At 40.5% G+C, this 16361-nt stretch carries 30 protein-coding genes; all 30 read right to left on the bottom strand.

Features of this window, described 5'->3' with window-relative positions; translation table 11 throughout:
- Positions 1 to 23 precede the first annotated feature (23 nt).
- The 30 genes from rplQ to fusA all read right to left on the bottom strand — a co-directional run bounded on the left by rplQ (position 24) and on the right by fusA (position 16354).
- Complete coding sequence (rplQ, locus tag NE848_RS00465) at positions 24 to 566, bottom strand: 50S ribosomal protein L17 (RefSeq protein WP_252110251.1); 543 nt, start codon at positions 564 to 566, stop codon at positions 24 to 26.
- A gap of 98 nt (positions 567 to 664) precedes the next feature.
- Positions 665 to 1657 (bottom strand): DNA-directed RNA polymerase subunit alpha, encoded by a 993-nt coding sequence (locus tag NE848_RS00460; protein WP_240095292.1) that lies wholly within the window; start codon positions 1655 to 1657, stop codon positions 665 to 667.
- 22 nt (positions 1658 to 1679) lie between these two features.
- Positions 1680 to 2285 (bottom strand): 30S ribosomal protein S4, encoded by a 606-nt coding sequence (gene rpsD, locus NE848_RS00455; protein WP_252110250.1) that lies wholly within the window; start codon positions 2283 to 2285, stop codon positions 1680 to 1682.
- An 84-nt stretch (positions 2286 to 2369) separates the two neighbouring features.
- Positions 2370 to 2771: a 30S ribosomal protein S11 gene (gene rpsK, locus NE848_RS00450; protein ID WP_252110249.1), complete on the bottom strand. Its 402-nt coding sequence runs from the start codon at positions 2769 to 2771 to the stop codon at positions 2370 to 2372.
- Between the two features lie 8 nt (positions 2772 to 2779).
- On the bottom strand, positions 2780 to 3154 hold the full coding sequence (rpsM, locus tag NE848_RS00445) for a 30S ribosomal protein S13 (protein ID WP_252110248.1): 375 nt from the start codon (positions 3152 to 3154) through the stop codon (positions 2780 to 2782).
- A gap of 2 nt (positions 3155 to 3156) precedes the next feature.
- On the bottom strand, positions 3157 to 3273 hold the full coding sequence (gene ykgO / locus NE848_RS00440; RefSeq protein ID WP_010519235.1) for a type B 50S ribosomal protein L36: 117 nt from the start codon (positions 3271 to 3273) through the stop codon (positions 3157 to 3159).
- Between the two features lie 115 nt (positions 3274 to 3388).
- On the bottom strand, positions 3389 to 3604 hold the full coding sequence (gene infA / locus NE848_RS00435) for a translation initiation factor IF-1 (protein ID WP_072553873.1): 216 nt from the start codon (positions 3602 to 3604) through the stop codon (positions 3389 to 3391).
- Between the two features lie 2 nt (positions 3605 to 3606).
- The gene (secY, locus tag NE848_RS00430; protein ID WP_252110247.1) at positions 3607 to 4944 is read right to left on the bottom strand and encodes a preprotein translocase subunit SecY; all 1338 of its coding nucleotides are present in this window, start codon (positions 4942 to 4944) and stop codon (positions 3607 to 3609) included.
- 11 nt (positions 4945 to 4955) lie between these two features.
- Complete coding sequence (gene rplO / locus NE848_RS00425; RefSeq protein ID WP_252110246.1) at positions 4956 to 5408, bottom strand: 50S ribosomal protein L15; 453 nt, start codon at positions 5406 to 5408, stop codon at positions 4956 to 4958.
- Positions 5409 to 5418: 10 nt separating this feature from the next.
- Positions 5419 to 5601 carry a 50S ribosomal protein L30 gene (gene rpmD, locus NE848_RS00420; protein ID WP_252110245.1) on the bottom strand — a complete coding sequence of 61 codons (183 nt, stop codon included), beginning with the start codon at positions 5599 to 5601 and terminating at the stop codon, positions 5419 to 5421.
- 13 nt (positions 5602 to 5614) lie between these two features.
- Positions 5615 to 6139: a 30S ribosomal protein S5 gene (gene rpsE / locus NE848_RS00415; protein ID WP_252110244.1), complete on the bottom strand. Its 525-nt coding sequence runs from the start codon at positions 6137 to 6139 to the stop codon at positions 5615 to 5617.
- A 5-nt stretch (positions 6140 to 6144) separates the two neighbouring features.
- A complete protein-coding gene (gene rplR / locus NE848_RS00410) occupies positions 6145 to 6501 on the bottom strand; it encodes a 50S ribosomal protein L18 (RefSeq protein ID WP_241552375.1) in 357 nt (118 codons plus the stop codon).
- A 12-nt stretch (positions 6502 to 6513) separates the two neighbouring features.
- The gene (gene rplF, locus NE848_RS00405) at positions 6514 to 7056 is read right to left on the bottom strand and encodes a 50S ribosomal protein L6 (protein ID WP_252110243.1); all 543 of its coding nucleotides are present in this window, start codon (positions 7054 to 7056) and stop codon (positions 6514 to 6516) included.
- A gap of 19 nt (positions 7057 to 7075) precedes the next feature.
- Positions 7076 to 7474 (bottom strand): 30S ribosomal protein S8, encoded by a 399-nt coding sequence (rpsH, locus tag NE848_RS00400; RefSeq protein ID WP_252110242.1) that lies wholly within the window; start codon positions 7472 to 7474, stop codon positions 7076 to 7078.
- A gap of 56 nt (positions 7475 to 7530) precedes the next feature.
- A complete protein-coding gene (gene rpsN, locus NE848_RS00395) occupies positions 7531 to 7800 on the bottom strand; it encodes a 30S ribosomal protein S14 (protein WP_131397714.1) in 270 nt (89 codons plus the stop codon).
- Between the two features lie 2 nt (positions 7801 to 7802).
- Positions 7803 to 8354 carry a 50S ribosomal protein L5 gene (rplE, locus tag NE848_RS00390; protein ID WP_252110241.1) on the bottom strand — a complete coding sequence of 184 codons (552 nt, stop codon included), beginning with the start codon at positions 8352 to 8354 and terminating at the stop codon, positions 7803 to 7805.
- Between the two features lie 2 nt (positions 8355 to 8356).
- Positions 8357 to 8668 carry a 50S ribosomal protein L24 gene (gene rplX, locus NE848_RS00385; protein ID WP_252110240.1) on the bottom strand — a complete coding sequence of 104 codons (312 nt, stop codon included), beginning with the start codon at positions 8666 to 8668 and terminating at the stop codon, positions 8357 to 8359.
- Positions 8669 to 8680: 12 nt separating this feature from the next.
- Entirely contained in the window at positions 8681 to 9049 is a 369-nt protein-coding gene (rplN, locus tag NE848_RS00380) for a 50S ribosomal protein L14 (protein WP_252110239.1), read from the bottom strand.
- A 2-nt stretch (positions 9050 to 9051) separates the two neighbouring features.
- Entirely contained in the window at positions 9052 to 9309 is a 258-nt protein-coding gene (gene rpsQ, locus NE848_RS00375; protein WP_083643378.1) for a 30S ribosomal protein S17, read from the bottom strand.
- Between the two features lie 18 nt (positions 9310 to 9327).
- Positions 9328 to 9519 carry a 50S ribosomal protein L29 gene (gene rpmC, locus NE848_RS00370; protein WP_252110238.1) on the bottom strand — a complete coding sequence of 64 codons (192 nt, stop codon included), beginning with the start codon at positions 9517 to 9519 and terminating at the stop codon, positions 9328 to 9330.
- A gap of 10 nt (positions 9520 to 9529) precedes the next feature.
- Positions 9530 to 9949 carry a 50S ribosomal protein L16 gene (gene rplP, locus NE848_RS00365; RefSeq protein ID WP_252110237.1) on the bottom strand — a complete coding sequence of 140 codons (420 nt, stop codon included), beginning with the start codon at positions 9947 to 9949 and terminating at the stop codon, positions 9530 to 9532.
- Positions 9950 to 9968: 19 nt separating this feature from the next.
- Positions 9969 to 10685 carry a 30S ribosomal protein S3 gene (rpsC, locus tag NE848_RS00360; RefSeq protein ID WP_131397702.1) on the bottom strand — a complete coding sequence of 239 codons (717 nt, stop codon included), beginning with the start codon at positions 10683 to 10685 and terminating at the stop codon, positions 9969 to 9971.
- A gap of 8 nt (positions 10686 to 10693) precedes the next feature.
- Positions 10694 to 11101 carry a 50S ribosomal protein L22 gene (rplV, locus tag NE848_RS00355; RefSeq protein WP_252110236.1) on the bottom strand — a complete coding sequence of 136 codons (408 nt, stop codon included), beginning with the start codon at positions 11099 to 11101 and terminating at the stop codon, positions 10694 to 10696.
- An 8-nt stretch (positions 11102 to 11109) separates the two neighbouring features.
- Positions 11110 to 11388, bottom strand: coding sequence for a 30S ribosomal protein S19 (gene rpsS / locus NE848_RS00350; RefSeq protein WP_011710692.1), 279 nt, complete (start codon positions 11386 to 11388; stop codon positions 11110 to 11112).
- A 3-nt stretch (positions 11389 to 11391) separates the two neighbouring features.
- A complete protein-coding gene (gene rplB, locus NE848_RS00345) occupies positions 11392 to 12231 on the bottom strand; it encodes a 50S ribosomal protein L2 (protein ID WP_131397700.1) in 840 nt (279 codons plus the stop codon).
- A gap of 9 nt (positions 12232 to 12240) precedes the next feature.
- A complete protein-coding gene (gene rplW, locus NE848_RS00340; protein ID WP_131397698.1) occupies positions 12241 to 12531 on the bottom strand; it encodes a 50S ribosomal protein L23 in 291 nt (96 codons plus the stop codon).
- 9 nt (positions 12532 to 12540) lie between these two features.
- Positions 12541 to 13167, bottom strand: a complete 627-nt coding sequence (rplD, locus tag NE848_RS00335; protein ID WP_252110235.1) for a 50S ribosomal protein L4 — start codon at positions 13165 to 13167, stop codon at positions 12541 to 12543.
- The gene (gene rplC, locus NE848_RS00330) at positions 13167 to 13778 is read right to left on the bottom strand and encodes a 50S ribosomal protein L3 (protein ID WP_131397694.1); all 612 of its coding nucleotides are present in this window, start codon (positions 13776 to 13778) and stop codon (positions 13167 to 13169) included. Before rplC ends, rplD begins: the two co-directional genes overlap by 1 nt.
- A gap of 148 nt (positions 13779 to 13926) precedes the next feature.
- A complete protein-coding gene (rpsJ, locus tag NE848_RS00325; RefSeq protein WP_026915146.1) occupies positions 13927 to 14232 on the bottom strand; it encodes a 30S ribosomal protein S10 in 306 nt (101 codons plus the stop codon).
- 10 nt (positions 14233 to 14242) lie between these two features.
- On the bottom strand, positions 14243 to 16354 hold the full coding sequence (gene fusA, locus NE848_RS00320; RefSeq protein WP_252110234.1) for an elongation factor G: 2112 nt from the start codon (positions 16352 to 16354) through the stop codon (positions 14243 to 14245).
- Between the last annotated feature and the right edge of the window lie 7 nt (positions 16355 to 16361).

Below are 16361 nucleotides of genomic sequence, written 5' to 3'. Positions count from 1 at the left end.
TTAGATCGTAAAAAGAATCATATTTAATCTTCTTTTTTATCATCCTTTTTTTCTTCGGCCTTTTGCTCTTCAGCTTTAGGCTCTTCTTTTTTAGTCTCTTTTGCTGCAGCTTCTTTCGGTTGTGCAGTAGTTTCAGAATCTGAAGATTTCTTCTTACCTGCACGACGAGTAGATTTTTTCTTCTTAGGCTTATCTACACCATAAGTTTCATTGTAATCTACAAGCTCGATCATTGCCATTTCAGCGGCATCTCCAAGACGGCTACCAAGTTTGATAACTCTAGTATATCCTCCCGGACGATCTCCAACCTTAGGAGCTACTTCACGAAACAGCTCACTTACTGCTTCTTTACTACGAAGTTTGCTAAATACGATACGCCTGTTGTGAGTAGTATCTTCTTTAGATTTTGTTACTAAAGGCTCTACAAATACCTTAAGAGCTTTTGCTTTAGCAACCGTAGTATTAATACGTTTATGCTCAATTAGGGAACAAGCCATGTTTGCAAGCATAGCCCTGCGGTGTGCAGTCTTTCTACCTAAATGATTTCCTTTTTTTCCGTGTCTCATGACATTTTTTATTTCATCATCTTGCTACGACCCACTCTGGGGAGCAAATTATGACGGGATTTATATTGAACTATATACCGCGTGTTTTCGCGATCAATCTAGTCTTTATCTAATTTATATTTTGAAAGATCCATTCCAAAGTTAAGACCTTTGTTGCTTACAAGTTCCTCAAGCTCGGTAAGAGATTTTTTACCGAAGTTTCTGAACTTCATCAAGTCGTTCTTGTTATAAGAAACAAGGTCACCAAGAGTATCAACTTCAGCTGCCTTCAAACAGTTAAGAGCTCTCACTGAAAGATCAAGATCTACCAGTTTGGTCTTAAGCAATTGTCTCATGTGAAGTGATTCTTCATCATAAGTCTCAGTTTGAGCGATCTCATCAGCCTCTAGAGTGATTCTCTCATCAGAGAATAACATAAAGTGGTGGATAAGGGTTTTAGCAGCCTCGGTCAAAGCATCTTTTGGATGAATAGATCCGTCACTGATTATTTCAAATACGAGTTTTTCATAGTCAGTCTTCTGCTCCACACGATAGTTCTCGATGCTATACTTCACATTTTTGATTGGAGTATAGATAGAATCGGTGAAAATCGTACCTAAAGGAGCATTGGCTTTCTTGTTTTCTTCCGCCGGAACGTAACCTCTACCTTTTTCGATGGTAATTTCCATGTTCAGGCTCACTTTCTTATCCATATTACAGATCACCTGATCTGGATTAAGGATCTGAAATCCTGAGATGAATTTCTGGAAGTGACCGGCAGTTAGTTGCTCTTCTCCTGAAACTGAAATGGTAACCGACTCATTATCGATCTCATCTATTTGTCTCTTGAACCTGATCTGTTTCAGGTTAAGGATAATTTCAGTTACGTCTTCCACCACTCCAGCGATGGTCGAGAATTCGTGATCTACACCCTCAATACGAACCGAAGTGATCGCGAAACCTTCCAGAGAAGATAAAAGCACTCGTCTTAAAGCGTTACCAACGGTTAATCCATAGCCGGGTTCCAAAGGGCGAAATTCGAATTTCCCCTCGAAATCGGTTGAATCAATCATTATAACTTTATCGGGCTTCTGAAAATTTAGTATTGCCATATTTCGACTTCTGTGTGAATTATTATTTCGAATATAATTCGACTATAAATTGTTCGTTAATGTTTTCAGGAATCTGGACTCTTCCAGGTACTGAAACGAAAGTTCCTTCTTTCTTTTCTGAATTCCAGGAGATCCACTCGTAAACACTGCTGTTATTTGATAAAGACTCCTGAATCACAGCAAGTGATTTAGATTTTTCTCTTACGCCAACTACGTCGTTAGGCTTAAGATGATAAGATGGAATGTTAACCAATTCCCCGTTCACGGTAATGTGACGGTGTCCCACAAGCTGACGTGCAGCTCTTCTTGACGGTGCAATACCCATACGGTATACAACGTTATCTAGACGGGATTCACAAAGCTGAAGAAGCACCTCACCGGTAATACCCTGAGCACGGGTAGCTTTTTCAAACATATTGCGGAATTGACGCTCAAGGATACCATAAGTATACTTGGCTTTTTGCTTCTCCATTAACTGGATAGCATATTCTGATTTCTTTCCACGACGACGGTTGTTACCGTGCTGTCCTGGAGGATAGTTTCTTTTTTCGAAAGATTTGTCGTCTCCAAAAATAGCCTCACCAAACTTACGGGCTATTTTAGTTTTTGGACCAGTATATCTTGCCATTACTATTGTTGTTTTAGAAAGGGATTATGAATTAAGGCATTAGTCCTTCGATAATCTAATTCCTCTCCTAATTATTAAAATTGATTAAACTCTACGTCTCTTAGGTGGACGACAACCGTTGTGTGGAAGCGGAGTAATATCGATGATCTCTGTCACTTCTATACCACTGTTGTGGATAGATCTAATAGCAGATTCTCTTCCGTTTCCAGGACCTTTTACGTATACCTTTACTTTACGCAGACCAGCTTCGTGAGCTACTTTTGAAGCATCTTCAGCAGCAAGCTGCGCAGCGTAAGGAGTATTTTTCTTAGATCCTCTAAAGCCCATCTTTCCTGCAGATGACCATGCTACAACATCTCCCTTTTTATTGGTAAGGGAAATAATGATGTTGTTGAAAGAAGCAGTCACGTGAGCTTCACCGTTTGCTTCAACGGTTACTTTACGTTTCTTCTGAGTTTTAGCTTTTGGATTTGCTTTCTTTGCCATACTACTTACTATTTAGTTGCTTTTTTCTTGTTAGCAACTGTTTTTCTTCTTCCTTTTCTGGTTCTGGAGTTGTTTTTGGTTCTTTGACCTCTTAAAGGAAGTCCCGCTCTGTGACGGATTCCTCTATAGCATCCGATATCCATCAAACGCTTAATACTCATTTGAACCTCAGTACGTAATTCTCCTTCGATTGTATATTGACCTACCGCTTCACGAATGCGACCAATTTCATCATCGTCCCAGTCTGAAACTTTTTTACTTTCGTCAACTTTGGCCTGAGCAAGTATTTCCTGAGCCCTGCTTTTGCCAATTCCGAAGATATAGGTCAACGCTATAACTCCTCGCTTTTGTTTAGGTATATCAACCCCTGCAATTCTTGCCATAATTAGCCTTGTCTTTGTTTAAATCTAGGATTCTTTTTGTTAATTACGTAAAGGCGCCCTTTTCTGCGTACAATCTTGCAGTCGGCACTTCTCTTTTTTATTGATGCTCTTACTTTCATCTTATCTGTTTTTTATTCACAGGCAGGTAAATACCATTCCGTGAAATTCTAAGCCATCATAAATTTTTCAGAGTGCAAAAGTATAAAAAATTTATAAAAGCCTGAAAATTACTTTTTAGTATCTGTAAGTTATTCGAGCCTTAGTTAAATCGTAAGGACTCATTTCCAGTTTTACCTTATCACCAGGAAGCAATTTTATATAGTGCATACGCATCTTCCCGGAGATATGGGCAGTCACTACGTGACCATTCTCCAATTCTACACGAAACATCGCATTAGATAATGCTTCAATGATAGTTCCGTCTTGTTCAATTGGTGGTTGTTTTGCCATAATTAAGCTACTGCTTTTCTGTTTTTACCTGTTTTCATTAATCCGTCATAGTGTCTATTCAACAAGTAAGAATTCACCTGTTGCATAGTATCTATTGCAACTCCAACCATAATTAAAAGCGAGGTACCTCCAAAGAATAACGCCCAGTTCTGTTGTACACCCAACAGTTGTACCACGATCGCAGGGAACACTGCAATAATGGCCAGGAATACAGATCCCGGAAGCGTGATTTGAGACATAATGCGATCCAGGTATTCGGCAGTTTCGGTTCCAGGACGAATGCCAGGAATAAACCCACCGCTTCTCTTTAGATCGTCAGCCATTTTATTTGTTGGAACTGTGATCGCAGTATAGAAATATGTAAATACAATGATCAATAATGCGAACACCAGATTATACCAAAATCCGAAAATATTCTGAAATGCAGCGGTTACTCCCTGAGCCGTATCAGAATCAGAAAGTCCTGCAAGAGCTACCGGTATGAACATTATCGCCTGAGCGAAAATGATCGGCATTACTCCTGATGCATTCAGTTTTAACGGAATATATTGTCTTGATCCGAAAACATTCTTTTCATATCCGCCTGAGGCAGATCTTCTGGCATATTGAACCGGAATCTGACGCACCGCCATTACCAGCATAACTGAAGCCATAATGATAGCGAACCAGATAACTAATTCGATAAGTATCATTACAAGACCACCATTCGATTCAAATACTCTTGAAGCGAATTCCTGGATAAAGGCTTGCGGCAATGTAGCTATGATACCCACCATAATCAACAATGAAATACCGTTACCAATACCTTTATCTGTGATCTTTTCACCCAGCCACATCGCGAAAATAGTACCCGTTGTAAGGATAATCACCGATGAAACCACGAAAGTGATGTTATCACCTAACATGAAAGCTTCTGACGGCAAGGTCGCGAACAGGTTGTAAATATAACCTGGCCCCTGTACAAGAGTAATCGCAATCGTTAACCAACGTGTGATCTGGTTTATCTTCTTACGCCCACTTTCTCCTTCCTTCTGTAATTTCTGAAGGTATGGGATCGCTATCCCCATCAACTGCACCACAATAGATGCAGAGATATAAGGCATAATTCCCAAAGCAAATACTGATGCATTAGAGAATGCTCCACCCGTAAAGGCGTTAAGCAGCCCTAAAAGACCGCTATCAGTTTGAGATGCCAGGTTTGAAAGCTGAGCAGCATCGATTCCCGGCAGTACTACCTGCGCACCGAAACGATATACCAAAAGCAAACCGAGGGTAACTAAAATTCGGTTTTTTAGCTCCTCGATTTTCCAAATATTTTTAATCGTATTGATGAATTTCATTTGATTATCTATTATAAAGTAACAACTTCACCTCCGGCAGCTTCGATAGCTTCTTTCGCTGAGGCCGTAAATTTATGAACAGATACTTTCAACTTTGCCTTTAATTCACCTCTACCTAATATCTTAACAAGCTCGTTTCTTCCAGCCAGACCGTTCTCTACAAGAACATCCATATCTACTGTATCCTTAATTCTTCCTTCATCAACTAGAGTTTGAAGAGTATCAAGGTTGATTCCCTGATAAACTTTACGGTTTCTGTTGGTGAATCCAAATTTAGGAACTCGTCTTTGAAGTGGCATTTGCCCACCTTCAAAACCGATCTTCTTGGAATATCCAGAACGTGACTTGGCACCTTTATGTCCTCTGGTGGCAGTTCCTCCTTTTCCGGAACCTTCACCGCGTCCTATACGCTTGCTATTTTTCTTAACTGAACCTTCTGCAGGTTTTAAGTTACTTAAATCCATGAGAGACTTATTATTTTGATTCCTCTACAGAAACCAGGTGTTTAACTTTATTTACCATACCAAGGATGTTTGGCGTATCAGCATGCTCAACCGTTTGTCCCATTTTCTTAAGACCTAAAGCCTCAAGAATACGTTTTTGGTTCTGAGTTCGGTTGATGGCACTTTTTACTTTTGTAACTTTTATCTTTCCCATCTTATTCCTTGATTTATCCTTTAAATACTTTTTCCAGAGAAATACCTCTTTGTTTTGCAACAGTTTCAGCACTTCTTAACTGTAGTAAAGCATCAAAGGTTGCTTTTACAACATTATGAGGGTTAGAAGACCCCTGGTTCTTAGAAAGTACATCATGTACTCCTACAGATTCCAATACCGCACGAATCGCACCACCGGCAATAATCCCGGTACCGGCAGCTGCTGGAAGAAGCATTACTCTCGCTCCACCATACTTACCTTTTTGCTCGTGTGGTAAAGTCCCTTTATGCAAAGGAATTCTTACCAGATTTTTCTTAGCATCTTCTACAGCCTTGGAGATTGCGTCAGCAACTTCCTTGGATTTACCAAGTCCGTGACCCACAACTCCGTTTTCATCTCCTACTACTACAATAGCAGAGAATCCAAAGGCTCTACCTCCTTTTGTAACCTTAGTAACACGTTGTACTCCTACCAGACGGTCTTTCAATTCCAGACCTCCCGGCTTTACATGTTCTACGTTTTTATAGTCTTGATACATATTTTCTAGAATTTTAGTCCTCCTTCGCGAGCACCTTCTGCTAATGATTTAACTCTTCCGTGATACAGATAACCACCTCTGTCAAAAGAAATAGTATCTATTCCGGCTTTCTTCGCTTTTTCTGCAATGGCTTTTCCAACCAGTACAGCCTGCTCTTTCTTATCCTTAGAAGCAGAAGCGATATCTTTATCTCTTGAAGAAGCTGATGCTAAGGTTTTCCCTTCAACGTCATCGATAATCTGAGCGTAGATCTCTTTATTACTTCTAAAAACAGATAATCTAGGACGACTTTCAGTTCCAACGATATCCTTACGGATACGTCTTCTGATTTTATTTCTTCTATCTTGTTTTGACACTGCCATAACTATACTTTATTAAGCTGATTTACCTGCTTTTCTTCTCAACTGCTCTCCAACGAACTTGATACCTTTTCCTTTGTAAGGCTCAGGTTTTCTGAAAGAACGAATCTTGGCAGCAACCTGACCAACAAGTTGCTTATCGTGAGAAGTAAGTTTCACAACAGGGTTCTTACCTTTTTCTGAGACAGTCTCCACTTTAATTTCAGGAGCCAAATCTATCACAATATTATGAGAATATCCAACAGCAAGATCCAGTTTATTCCCCTGGTTGCTCGCACGGTATCCTACTCCAACCAATTCAAGTTGCTTTGTGAATCCGTTAGTTACTCCTTCAATCATATTGTTAACTAATGCACGGTAAAGACCATGCTTAGCTTTCTGGTCACTCTTCTCAGAAGAACGCTCGAAGGAAATCTCATTATCTTCGATCTTAACATCGATGTCTTTAACTTCCTGCTTAAGTTCTCCCAATTTTCCTTTTACCGTTACAATACCATCTTTGTAATCTACTGTTACGCCGTCTGGAATTGTAACTGGGCTTTTACCTATTCTTGACATTTCTTTAGTCTTTTAAGTATTAGTATACGTAACAAAGTACCTCTCCACCAACGTTCTCAGCCTTAGCCTGCTTACCTGTCATCACTCCGTGAGAAGTTGAAACGATGGCAACACCAAGCCCATTAAGAATTCTTGGGATATCGTTGGCTCCGGCATACTTACGTAGACCAGGTTTACTTATTCTCTGGATTTTCTTGATTACGGGCTCTTTAGTTAATTTATCATACTTAAGAGCGATTTTGATGGTTCCCTGAGCGGTACTGTCATCAAACTTGTAACTAAGAATGTATCCCTGATCGAATAATATCTTAGTGATCTCTTTCTTAACATTAGAAGCAGGGATCTCCACTACACGGTGATTAGCCGCGTTAGCGTTCCTGATTCTTGTTAGATAATCTGCAATAGGATCTGTATTCATTTATATTAATTTGCGGATGTGGTTTTCATCATTGAACCTTCATCCAATTTATAATTTTACCAGCTAGCTTTCTTAACTCCTGGAATTAACCCTTGATTGGCCATCTCTCTGAACATAACACGAGATATTCCAAATTGTCTCATATACCCTTTAGGTCTTCCGGTAAGTTTACAGCGATTGTGTAGACGTACAGGAGAAGAGTTTTTAGGTAATTTCTGTAGAGCCTCCCAGTCACCAGCTTCTTTAAGCTCCTGACGTTTCTTGGCGTACTTCTTTACCAGTTTTTGTCTCTTTACCTCACGGGCTTTCATTGATTCTTTAGCCATAATTAATTCTTTTTAAAAGGTAATCCTAGTTCGGTTAACAACGCTTTAGCTTCTTTATCGGTATCAGCAGTAGTAACGAAAGTGATATCCATACCAGCGATTCTGTTCACTGCATCAATATCGATCTCAGGGAAGATGATCTGCTCAGTCACCCCAAGGTTATAGTTACCTCTACCATCAAATCCGTTAGATTTGATTCCGTTAAAATCACGTACACGCGGTAAAGCGGTAGTTATCAATCTATCTAAGAATTCATACATCTTATATCCACGTAAAGTAACTTTAGCACCAATTGGCATTCCTTTACGAAGCTTAAACGATGCAACGTCTTTCTTGGAAATGGTAGCAACTGCTTTTTGACCACTAATAGCTGTTAATTCATCTATAGCGTGATCGATAAGCTTTTTATCGGCTACCGCACCACCAACGCCACGGCTGATGACGATTTTCTCAAGTTTTGGCACCTCCATTACGTTGGAGTAGCTGAATTCTTCGGTAAGCGCATTCTTCACACGCTCATCATATTCCTGTCTAAGTCTTGGTACGTATGCCATAACTAAATTACTTCATTAGATTTTTTAGAAAATCTTACTTTCTTCCCATCCTCTTCTTTGTAACCAACTCTGGTAGCCTTACCATTTTTGTCGATAAGCGCCAGGTTAGAAACATGGATAGGAGCTTCCTTCTCTTTTATACCACCTTGTGGGTTAGAAGCACTTGGCTTCTCATGCTTGGAGATCATGTTGATCCCTTCCACGATGGCTTTATTTTTGTCAAGAAATACTTTCTGAACTTTACCTTCCTGACCTTTGTGGTCTCCGGCAATTACACGAACAGTATCTCCTGATTTGATTTTAAGCTTTGTCATTTTCTTAATGTATTAAAGCACTTCAGGTGCCAATGATACAATTTTCATGAATTGCTTATCACGAAGTTCACGTGCTACAGGACCGAAAACACGAGTTCCTCTCATTTCACCCTGTGGGTTTAGAAGAACACATGCGTTATCGTCAAAACGGATATAAGATCCGTCAGGCCTACGCACTTCTTTGGTGGTACGAACAACAACAGCTGTTGATACGGCACCTTTTTTGATGTTCCCGTTTGGAGTGGCTTCTTTCACACTCACAACGATCTTATCACCAACAGATGCATACCTTTTCTTTGTACCTCCCAACACTCGGATAGCCAAAACTTCTTTGGCACCGGTGTTATCTGCTACTCTTAGTCTGGATTCTTGTTGTACCATGATTACTTCGCTCTTTCAATTATTTCTACTAATCTCCAACACTTAGATTTACTTAAAGGTCTTGTTTCCATGATCTTTACAGTATCTCCTTCGTTGCAGTCGTTATTTTCGTCGTGTGCTACGTATTTTTTCGTTTTCAAAACGAATTTTCCATACATAGGGTGTTTTACTTTTTTCACCTCAGAAACCACGATCGATTTCTGCATTTTGTTACTTGTAACAACACCTATACGCTCTTTTCTTAAATTTCTTTTTTCCATCTTTCAGCAGAATAACAATTATTGTTGTTCTCTTTTAGTTAACTCTGTAGCCAGTCTTGCGATATTCCTTCTCACAGTTCTCAACTGGATTGGGTTTTCAAGAGGCGAAACAGCGTGAGCCATTTTTAAATCTGAATAAGCTTTTCGAGACTTATCAAGCTCTTCTTGCAATTCTGCAACAGACAATTCTTTTACTTCTGATTGTTTCATAATTCAAAAATTATTCTTGATAATCTCTCGCTACAACAAATTTGGTTCTCACAGGAAGTTTCTGTGCTGCAAGGCGAAGCGCCTCTTTAGCAGTTTCCATTGGTACACCACCAATTTCAAACATGATTCTTCCTGGTTTTACTACGGCTGCCCAATATTCCACGGCACCTTTACCTTTACCCATACGAACCTCAAGAGGTTTCTTAGTGATAGGCTTATCTGGGAAAATTTTGATCCAGATAGATCCTTCTCTTTTCATATAACGGGTAGCGGCAATACGCGCTGCTTCAATCTGGCGTGCGGTAACGAAGCTGGAATCCATAGATTTGATTCCGAAAGTACCGTTAGAAAGTCTATGCCCCCTTTGAGACATTCCTTTCATACGTCCTTTTTGTTGCTTACGGTATTTTGTTCTTTTAGGTTGTAACATTTTCTTTTACTTTAAAAAATTACTTTCTACGACGGGATTTGTTTCCACGTCCGGCACCGGATTTCTTACCTTGGTTCTTAGCAAGGCCAACTAGAGGCGAAAGCTCTCTTTTTCCGTATACCTCACCTTTCATGATCCATACTTTAACTCCCAGTCTACCATAAGTAGTGTGAGCTTCAACTAAAGCATAGTCAATATCAGCCCTAAAAGTTGACAAAGGTATTCTACCATCTTTGTATGATTCTGAACGTGCCATTTCAGCACCGTTTAGACGACCGGAGATCTCAATTTTGATTCCTTCGGCGTTCATTCTCATTGCAGCCGCGATAGCCATCTTGATAGCACGACGGTAAGAGATACGATTCTCAATTTGTCTTGCAACACTTGCCGCTACAAGGTGAGCGTCAAGTTCTGGCCTCTTAATCTCAAAGATGTTAATTTGAACTTCCTTGTCGGTAATCTTTTTAAGCTCTTCCTTAAGCTTGTCTACCTCCTGGCCGCCTTTCCCGATAATGATACCAGGTCTTGCAGTGGTGATAGTAACGGTTACAAGCTTAAGCGTGCGCTCGATGATTACACGCGATACACTCGCTTTAGAAAGACGAGCATGGATGTACTTTCTAATCTTATCGTCTTCGGCTAATTTGTCGCCGTAGTCATTACCTCCGTACCAGTTGGATTCCCAACCTCTAATGATACCAAGGCGATTCCCGATTGGATTTGTTTTTTGTCCCATACTCTATCTTAGCTTTGTGTATTATTGTTTGCTCCAAGCACCAATGTTACGTGATTGGATCTTTTTCTAATTCGGTGTGCACGACCCTGTGGTGCAGGACGAAGTCTTTTCAACATACTTCCTCCATCTACACGGATCTCTTTCACGAATAATTCAGCATCTTCAAGACTTGCATCTTCGTTTTTAGCCTGCCAGTTAGCGATAGCTGAAAGCAAAAGCTTCTCTAAACGGTTTGATGCTTCTTTCTTACTGAATTTCAAAATATGAAGCGCTTTTTCTACTTTTTCACCTCTTACTAGATCTGCCATAAGGCGCATCTTTCTTGGCGAAGTAGGGCAGTTATTCAACTTAGCAAAAGCTACCTGCTGTTTGGCTTCTTTTATTTGCTCTGCTCTTTCTCTTTTACGAACTCCCATAGCTTCAATTATTTTCTACCTTTATTTTTAGCACCCGCATGCCCCCTGAAAGAACGTGTTGGTGAAAATTCTCCTAGTTTATGACCCACCATGTTTTCAGTCACATATACAGGAACAAACTGCTTCCCGTTATGCACAGCGATGGTTTGCCCCACAAAATCTGGAGTAATCATAGAAGCTCTAGACCAGGTTTTGATCACGGCTTTCTTTCCAGACTCAACATTCTGAGCCACTTTTTGCTCCAGCTTATAGTGAACGAAAGGTCCTTTTTTTAATGAACGTGCCATATCTTATTTTTTCTTTCTAGTCTTTCTTCGTTCTACAATATATTTATTACTCGCTTTCGTTCTTGAGCGGGTCTTGAATCCTTTAGCCGGAAGACCTTTTCTAGAACGTGGGTGACCTCCAGAAGCTCTACCTTCACCACCACCCATTGGGTGATCGATTGGGTTCATCGCTACCGGTCTGGTTCTTGGCCTGATACCTAACCAGCGTTTTCTACCGGCTTTACCGGAGATCAGTAGCTGGTGGTCACTGTTAGAAACAGCTCCGATAGTAGCCATACAGGTAGAAAGAATTCTTCTAATCTCACCTGAAGGCAATTTAACGGTAGCATATTTTCCTTCTCTTGCCAATAACTGAGCGAATGCACCTGCACTACGAGCCATTACAGCTCCCTGTCCAGCTCTAAGCTCAATACAAGAGATAATTGTACCAAGAGGAATGTTTGCCAATGGCATTGCATTTCCAATTTCAGGAGCCACAGCTTCGTGATTTGATACCACGTTCTGACCTACCTGAAGCCCATTCTGAGCAATAATATACCTTTTCTCACCATCCTGATAATTCAAAAGAGCGATAAAGGCCGTTCTGTTTGGATCGTATTCTATGCTAGCGACAGTAGCAGGAATCCCCTGCTTGTCACGCTTAAAATCGATAATTCGGTAACGTCTTTTGTGACCACCACCTTTGTAGCGCATGGTCATTTTACCCTGACTGTTTCTACCACCTGATTTTTTTATCGGCGCCAATAGGCTTTTCTCCGGCTTATCAGTAGTAACGGCGTCATACCCGTTAACTACTCTAAAACGCTGACCAGGTGTGATTGGTTTTAATTTTCTAACTGACATTGTTTAATCTTAAAGATTACTGTATAAATCAATTGTTTCACCTTCCGCCACCTGTACTACTGCTTTTTTATAAGCACTAGTTTTACCAGTGATCATCCCAGACTTAGTATATTTAGTCTTTCGATCTGGACGGACATTTATAGTTCGAACTTTAGTAACAGACACGCCATAAGCCGATTCGATCGCGTCTTTGATCTGAATCTTATTTGCCTTGTTACTTACCACAAAAGTGAAACGATTGTTCATCTCGCTATCTGCGGTAGCTTTTTCTGTAATAACAGGTTTAATCAAGATGCTCATAACGGTTTATTAACTTAATTTCGACTCAATTCCTTCTAAAGAACCCTCTAAAAAGACAATATTTTTAGCATTCAGAATCTTGTAAGTACTTAATTCTGAGCTATTTATAACTTCAGAGGTCTTTAAATTGCGCGACGACAAATATACGTTTTTATTTGTGTCACCCAACACTATTAAAGATTTTTTACTTTCAATTCCCAGAGCCTGAAGAACTTCGATAAAATTCTTTGTCTTTGGAGTGTCAAAAGAAAAATCTTCTACCACCATAATCGCCTTATCATTTGCCTTCATAGAAAGCGCAGATTTCCTCGCAAGACGCTTAAGGTTTTTGTTTAGTTTGAAACCATAGTTTCTTGGTCTTGGACCAAAAACACGCCCACCACCTTTGAAGATAGGAGACTTGATACTACCTGCTCTCGCAGTACCAGTACCCTTTTGTTTCTTGATCTTACGGGTACTTCCCGCGATCTCAGCTCTTTCCTTAGCCTTGTGAGTTCCCTGACGTTGGTTAGCCAGGTACTGCTTTACATCTAAGTAAACAGCATGCTCATTAGGCTCTATAGCAAAAACAGCATCAGAAAGCTTCGCTTTTCTGCCTGTTTCTTTTCCTTTAATATCTAAAACTGCTACTTCCATTACTTACTAATGATTACGTAAGAGTTCTTGTGTCCTGGCACACACCCCTTCACTACTAGAAGGTTCTTTTCTGCCACTACTTTTAAAACTCTAAGGTTTTCAACTTTAACTCTCTCACCGCCCATTCTTCCGGCCATCTTCATTCCTTTGAAAACTCTCGCAGGATAAGAAGCCGCACCAATAGAACCGGGAGCTCTTAAACGGTTGTGCTGACCGTGAGTGGCCTGCCCAACACCTCCAAAACCGTGTCTCTTTACAACACCCTGGAAACCTTTACCTTTAGATGTACCTGCGATATCCACAAATTCACCTTCTTTGAAATGCTCCACGGTAACAGAGTCACCTAATTTGTAATCTTCATTATAACCCTGGAATTCAACGACCTTACGTTTTGCAACGGTTCCCGCTTTTTTAGCGTGCCCTTCAGCAGCTTTATTTGCAGTCTTTACGTCATCGAAACCAAGTTGAAGTGCTTCATACCCGTCAACCTCTTTGGTTCTGACTTGGGTAACCACGCATGGTCCAGCTTCGATCACGGTACATGGGATGTTTTTCCCATTCTCGTCGAAGATGCTGGTCATGCCGATCTTTTTTCCTATTAACCCAGACATATTTAATTAATTATTAATTGTTTACTTATTTAAAAAACTTAGGGCTGAAAAACACACTTCAGCCCTGAATTGTATTTTTCACCGTTTTTCCTTCGCGAAACGCTCCGGACATGTTAACCGCGCACCGAAGTGCGCGGAAGTTTTTTTATCACACTTTGATCTCTACTTCAACCCCACTTGGCAATTCAAGCTTCATCAACGCATCAATCGTCTTTGAAGAAGAGCTATAGATATCCAACAGTCTCTTGTAAGAGCTCAACTGGAACTGCTCTCTGGATTTCTTGTTCACGTGAGGTGAACGAAGAACAGTAAAGATTTTTTTATTTGTTGGTAACGGAATTGGACCGGTAACAACAGCTCCCGTAGTCTTTACGGTTTTTACGATCTTCTCAGCAGATTTATCTACCAGGTTATGATCGTAAGATTTTAGTTTTATTCTGATTTTTTGACTCATTTCCTTAAGATTATTCGTTAGCTGCTCCTTTCGCTGCTGCGATCACTTCTTCAGAAATATTAGAAGGAGTTTCAGCATAGTGAGAGAATTCCATAGTTGAAGTTGCTCTACCCGATGAAAGTGTTCTTAACGTAGTTACGTAACCGAACATTTCAGAAAGCGGCACTTCAGCTTTGATTACTTTCGCTCCAGATCTATCGCTCATATTATTTACCTGACCTCTTCTTCTGTTAAGGTCACCAACAATATCACCCATGTTTTCTTCCGGAGTAACAACCTCTACTTTCATGATTGGCTCAAGGATGATAGCACCGGCTTTTTTAGCAGCAGCTTTATATCCCATTTTCGCAGCCAGTTCGAAAGATAGCTGATCGGAATCCACAGGGTGGAAAGATCCGTCTTTAAGAACTACTTTAAGAGAGTCCATGGTAAATCCTGCAAGAGGACCATTCTTCATAGCTTCTTCGAATCCTTTCTGAACAGAAGGAATAAATTCTTTAGGAATACGTCCACCTTTAATTTCATCTACGAACTGAAGACCGGTTCCTTCAAAATCCTCATCAACAGGTCCCATTTCGAAAATAATATCAGCGAACTTACCACGACCACCAGACTGTTTCTTATAAACCTCTCTGTGATCAGCAGTTTTAGTGATAGCTTCCTTATACTCTACCTGAGGCTCACCAACGTTAACTTCAACTTTAAATTCACGCTTCATACGGTCTATAATGATCTCAAGGTGAAGTTCACCCATACCAGAGATAATTGTTTGACCTGAAGCTTCATCAGTCTTAACAGTAAAAGTTGGATCCTCTTCAGCAAGTTTACCAAGAGCCATTCCCATTTTCTCAACATCAGCCTTAGTCTTAGGCTCAACAGCGATACCGATTACCGGCGCTGGGAAAGTCATAGACTCAAGTACGATTGGATGATTAAGATCTGTAAGAGTATCTCCAGTCTTAATATCCTTAAATCCTACTGCAGCCCCAATATCTCCAGCCTCGATCTTATCGATAGGCTCCTGCTTGTTAGAGTGCATCTGATAAATTCTTGAAATACGCTCTTTCTTACCTGAACGAACGTTCAACACATAAGAACCAGCTTCAAGAGTACCTGAATAAGTACGGAAGAATGCTAAACGACCAACGAAAGGATCGGTAGCAATTTTAAACGCAAGCGCTGAGAATGGAGAATCCACATTTGGCTTACGGCTTTCTTCCTCACCAGTTTCAGGGTTTTCACCTTTAATAGCATCTACATCTACAGGTGAAGGAAGGTAACGCATCACAGCGTCAAGCATAGCCTGAACACCTTTATTCTTAAATGCAGAACCACACATCATCGGGATGATAGACATGTCGATTGTTGCAGCTCTTAGCGCAGCGATGATCTCATCTTCGGTAATAGAATTCTCATCCTCGAAGAATTTCTCCATCAACGCTTCATCATATTCAGCTACAGCTTCAACAAGCTCTGCACGATACTTATCTACATCTGCCTGCAATTCCTCCGGAATATCGATAGTTTCATAGGTCATACCCATATCCTCTTCGTTCCAGATGATCGCCTTCTTAGAAATAAGATCAACCACACCTTTAAAGTCAGCCTCATCTCCGATTGGAACCTGAAGCGGTACTGGATTTCCTCCTAACATTTCTTTTACCTGACGGCAAACGTTGAAGAAATCTGCACCCTGACGGTCCATCTTATTTACGAAACCTAGACGTGGTACTCTATACTTATCTGCCTGCCTCCAAACAGTTTCAGACTGAGGCTCAACCCCGTCTACTGCAGAAAACAATGCGACAACTCCATCAAGTACACGCAATGAACGCTCTACCTCTACAGTAAAGTCAACGTGACCAGGAGTATCAATTATATTAACAATATATTCGTGATCTCTATAAGGCCAGGTACAGTGAGTAGCCGCAGAGGTAATTGTAATACCACGCTCCTGCTCCTGCTCCATCCAGTCCATAGTAGCTGCACCATCGTGCACCTCACCAATCTTATGACTGATACCTGTATAATAAAGTATACGCTCAGTTGTTGTGGTTTTACCCGCGTCAATGTGAGCCGCAATACCTATATTTCTAGTAAATTTTAAATCTCTTTGTGCCATGTTGTTT

Source organism: Gramella jeungdoensis (assembly GCF_023805255.1).
In the GTDB taxonomy this organism is placed as follows: domain Bacteria; phylum Bacteroidota; class Bacteroidia; order Flavobacteriales; family Flavobacteriaceae; genus Christiangramia; species Christiangramia jeungdoensis.
The sequence above is the reverse complement of the archived record's forward strand: the minus strand, read 5'-3'. Positions and strand labels throughout refer to the sequence as shown.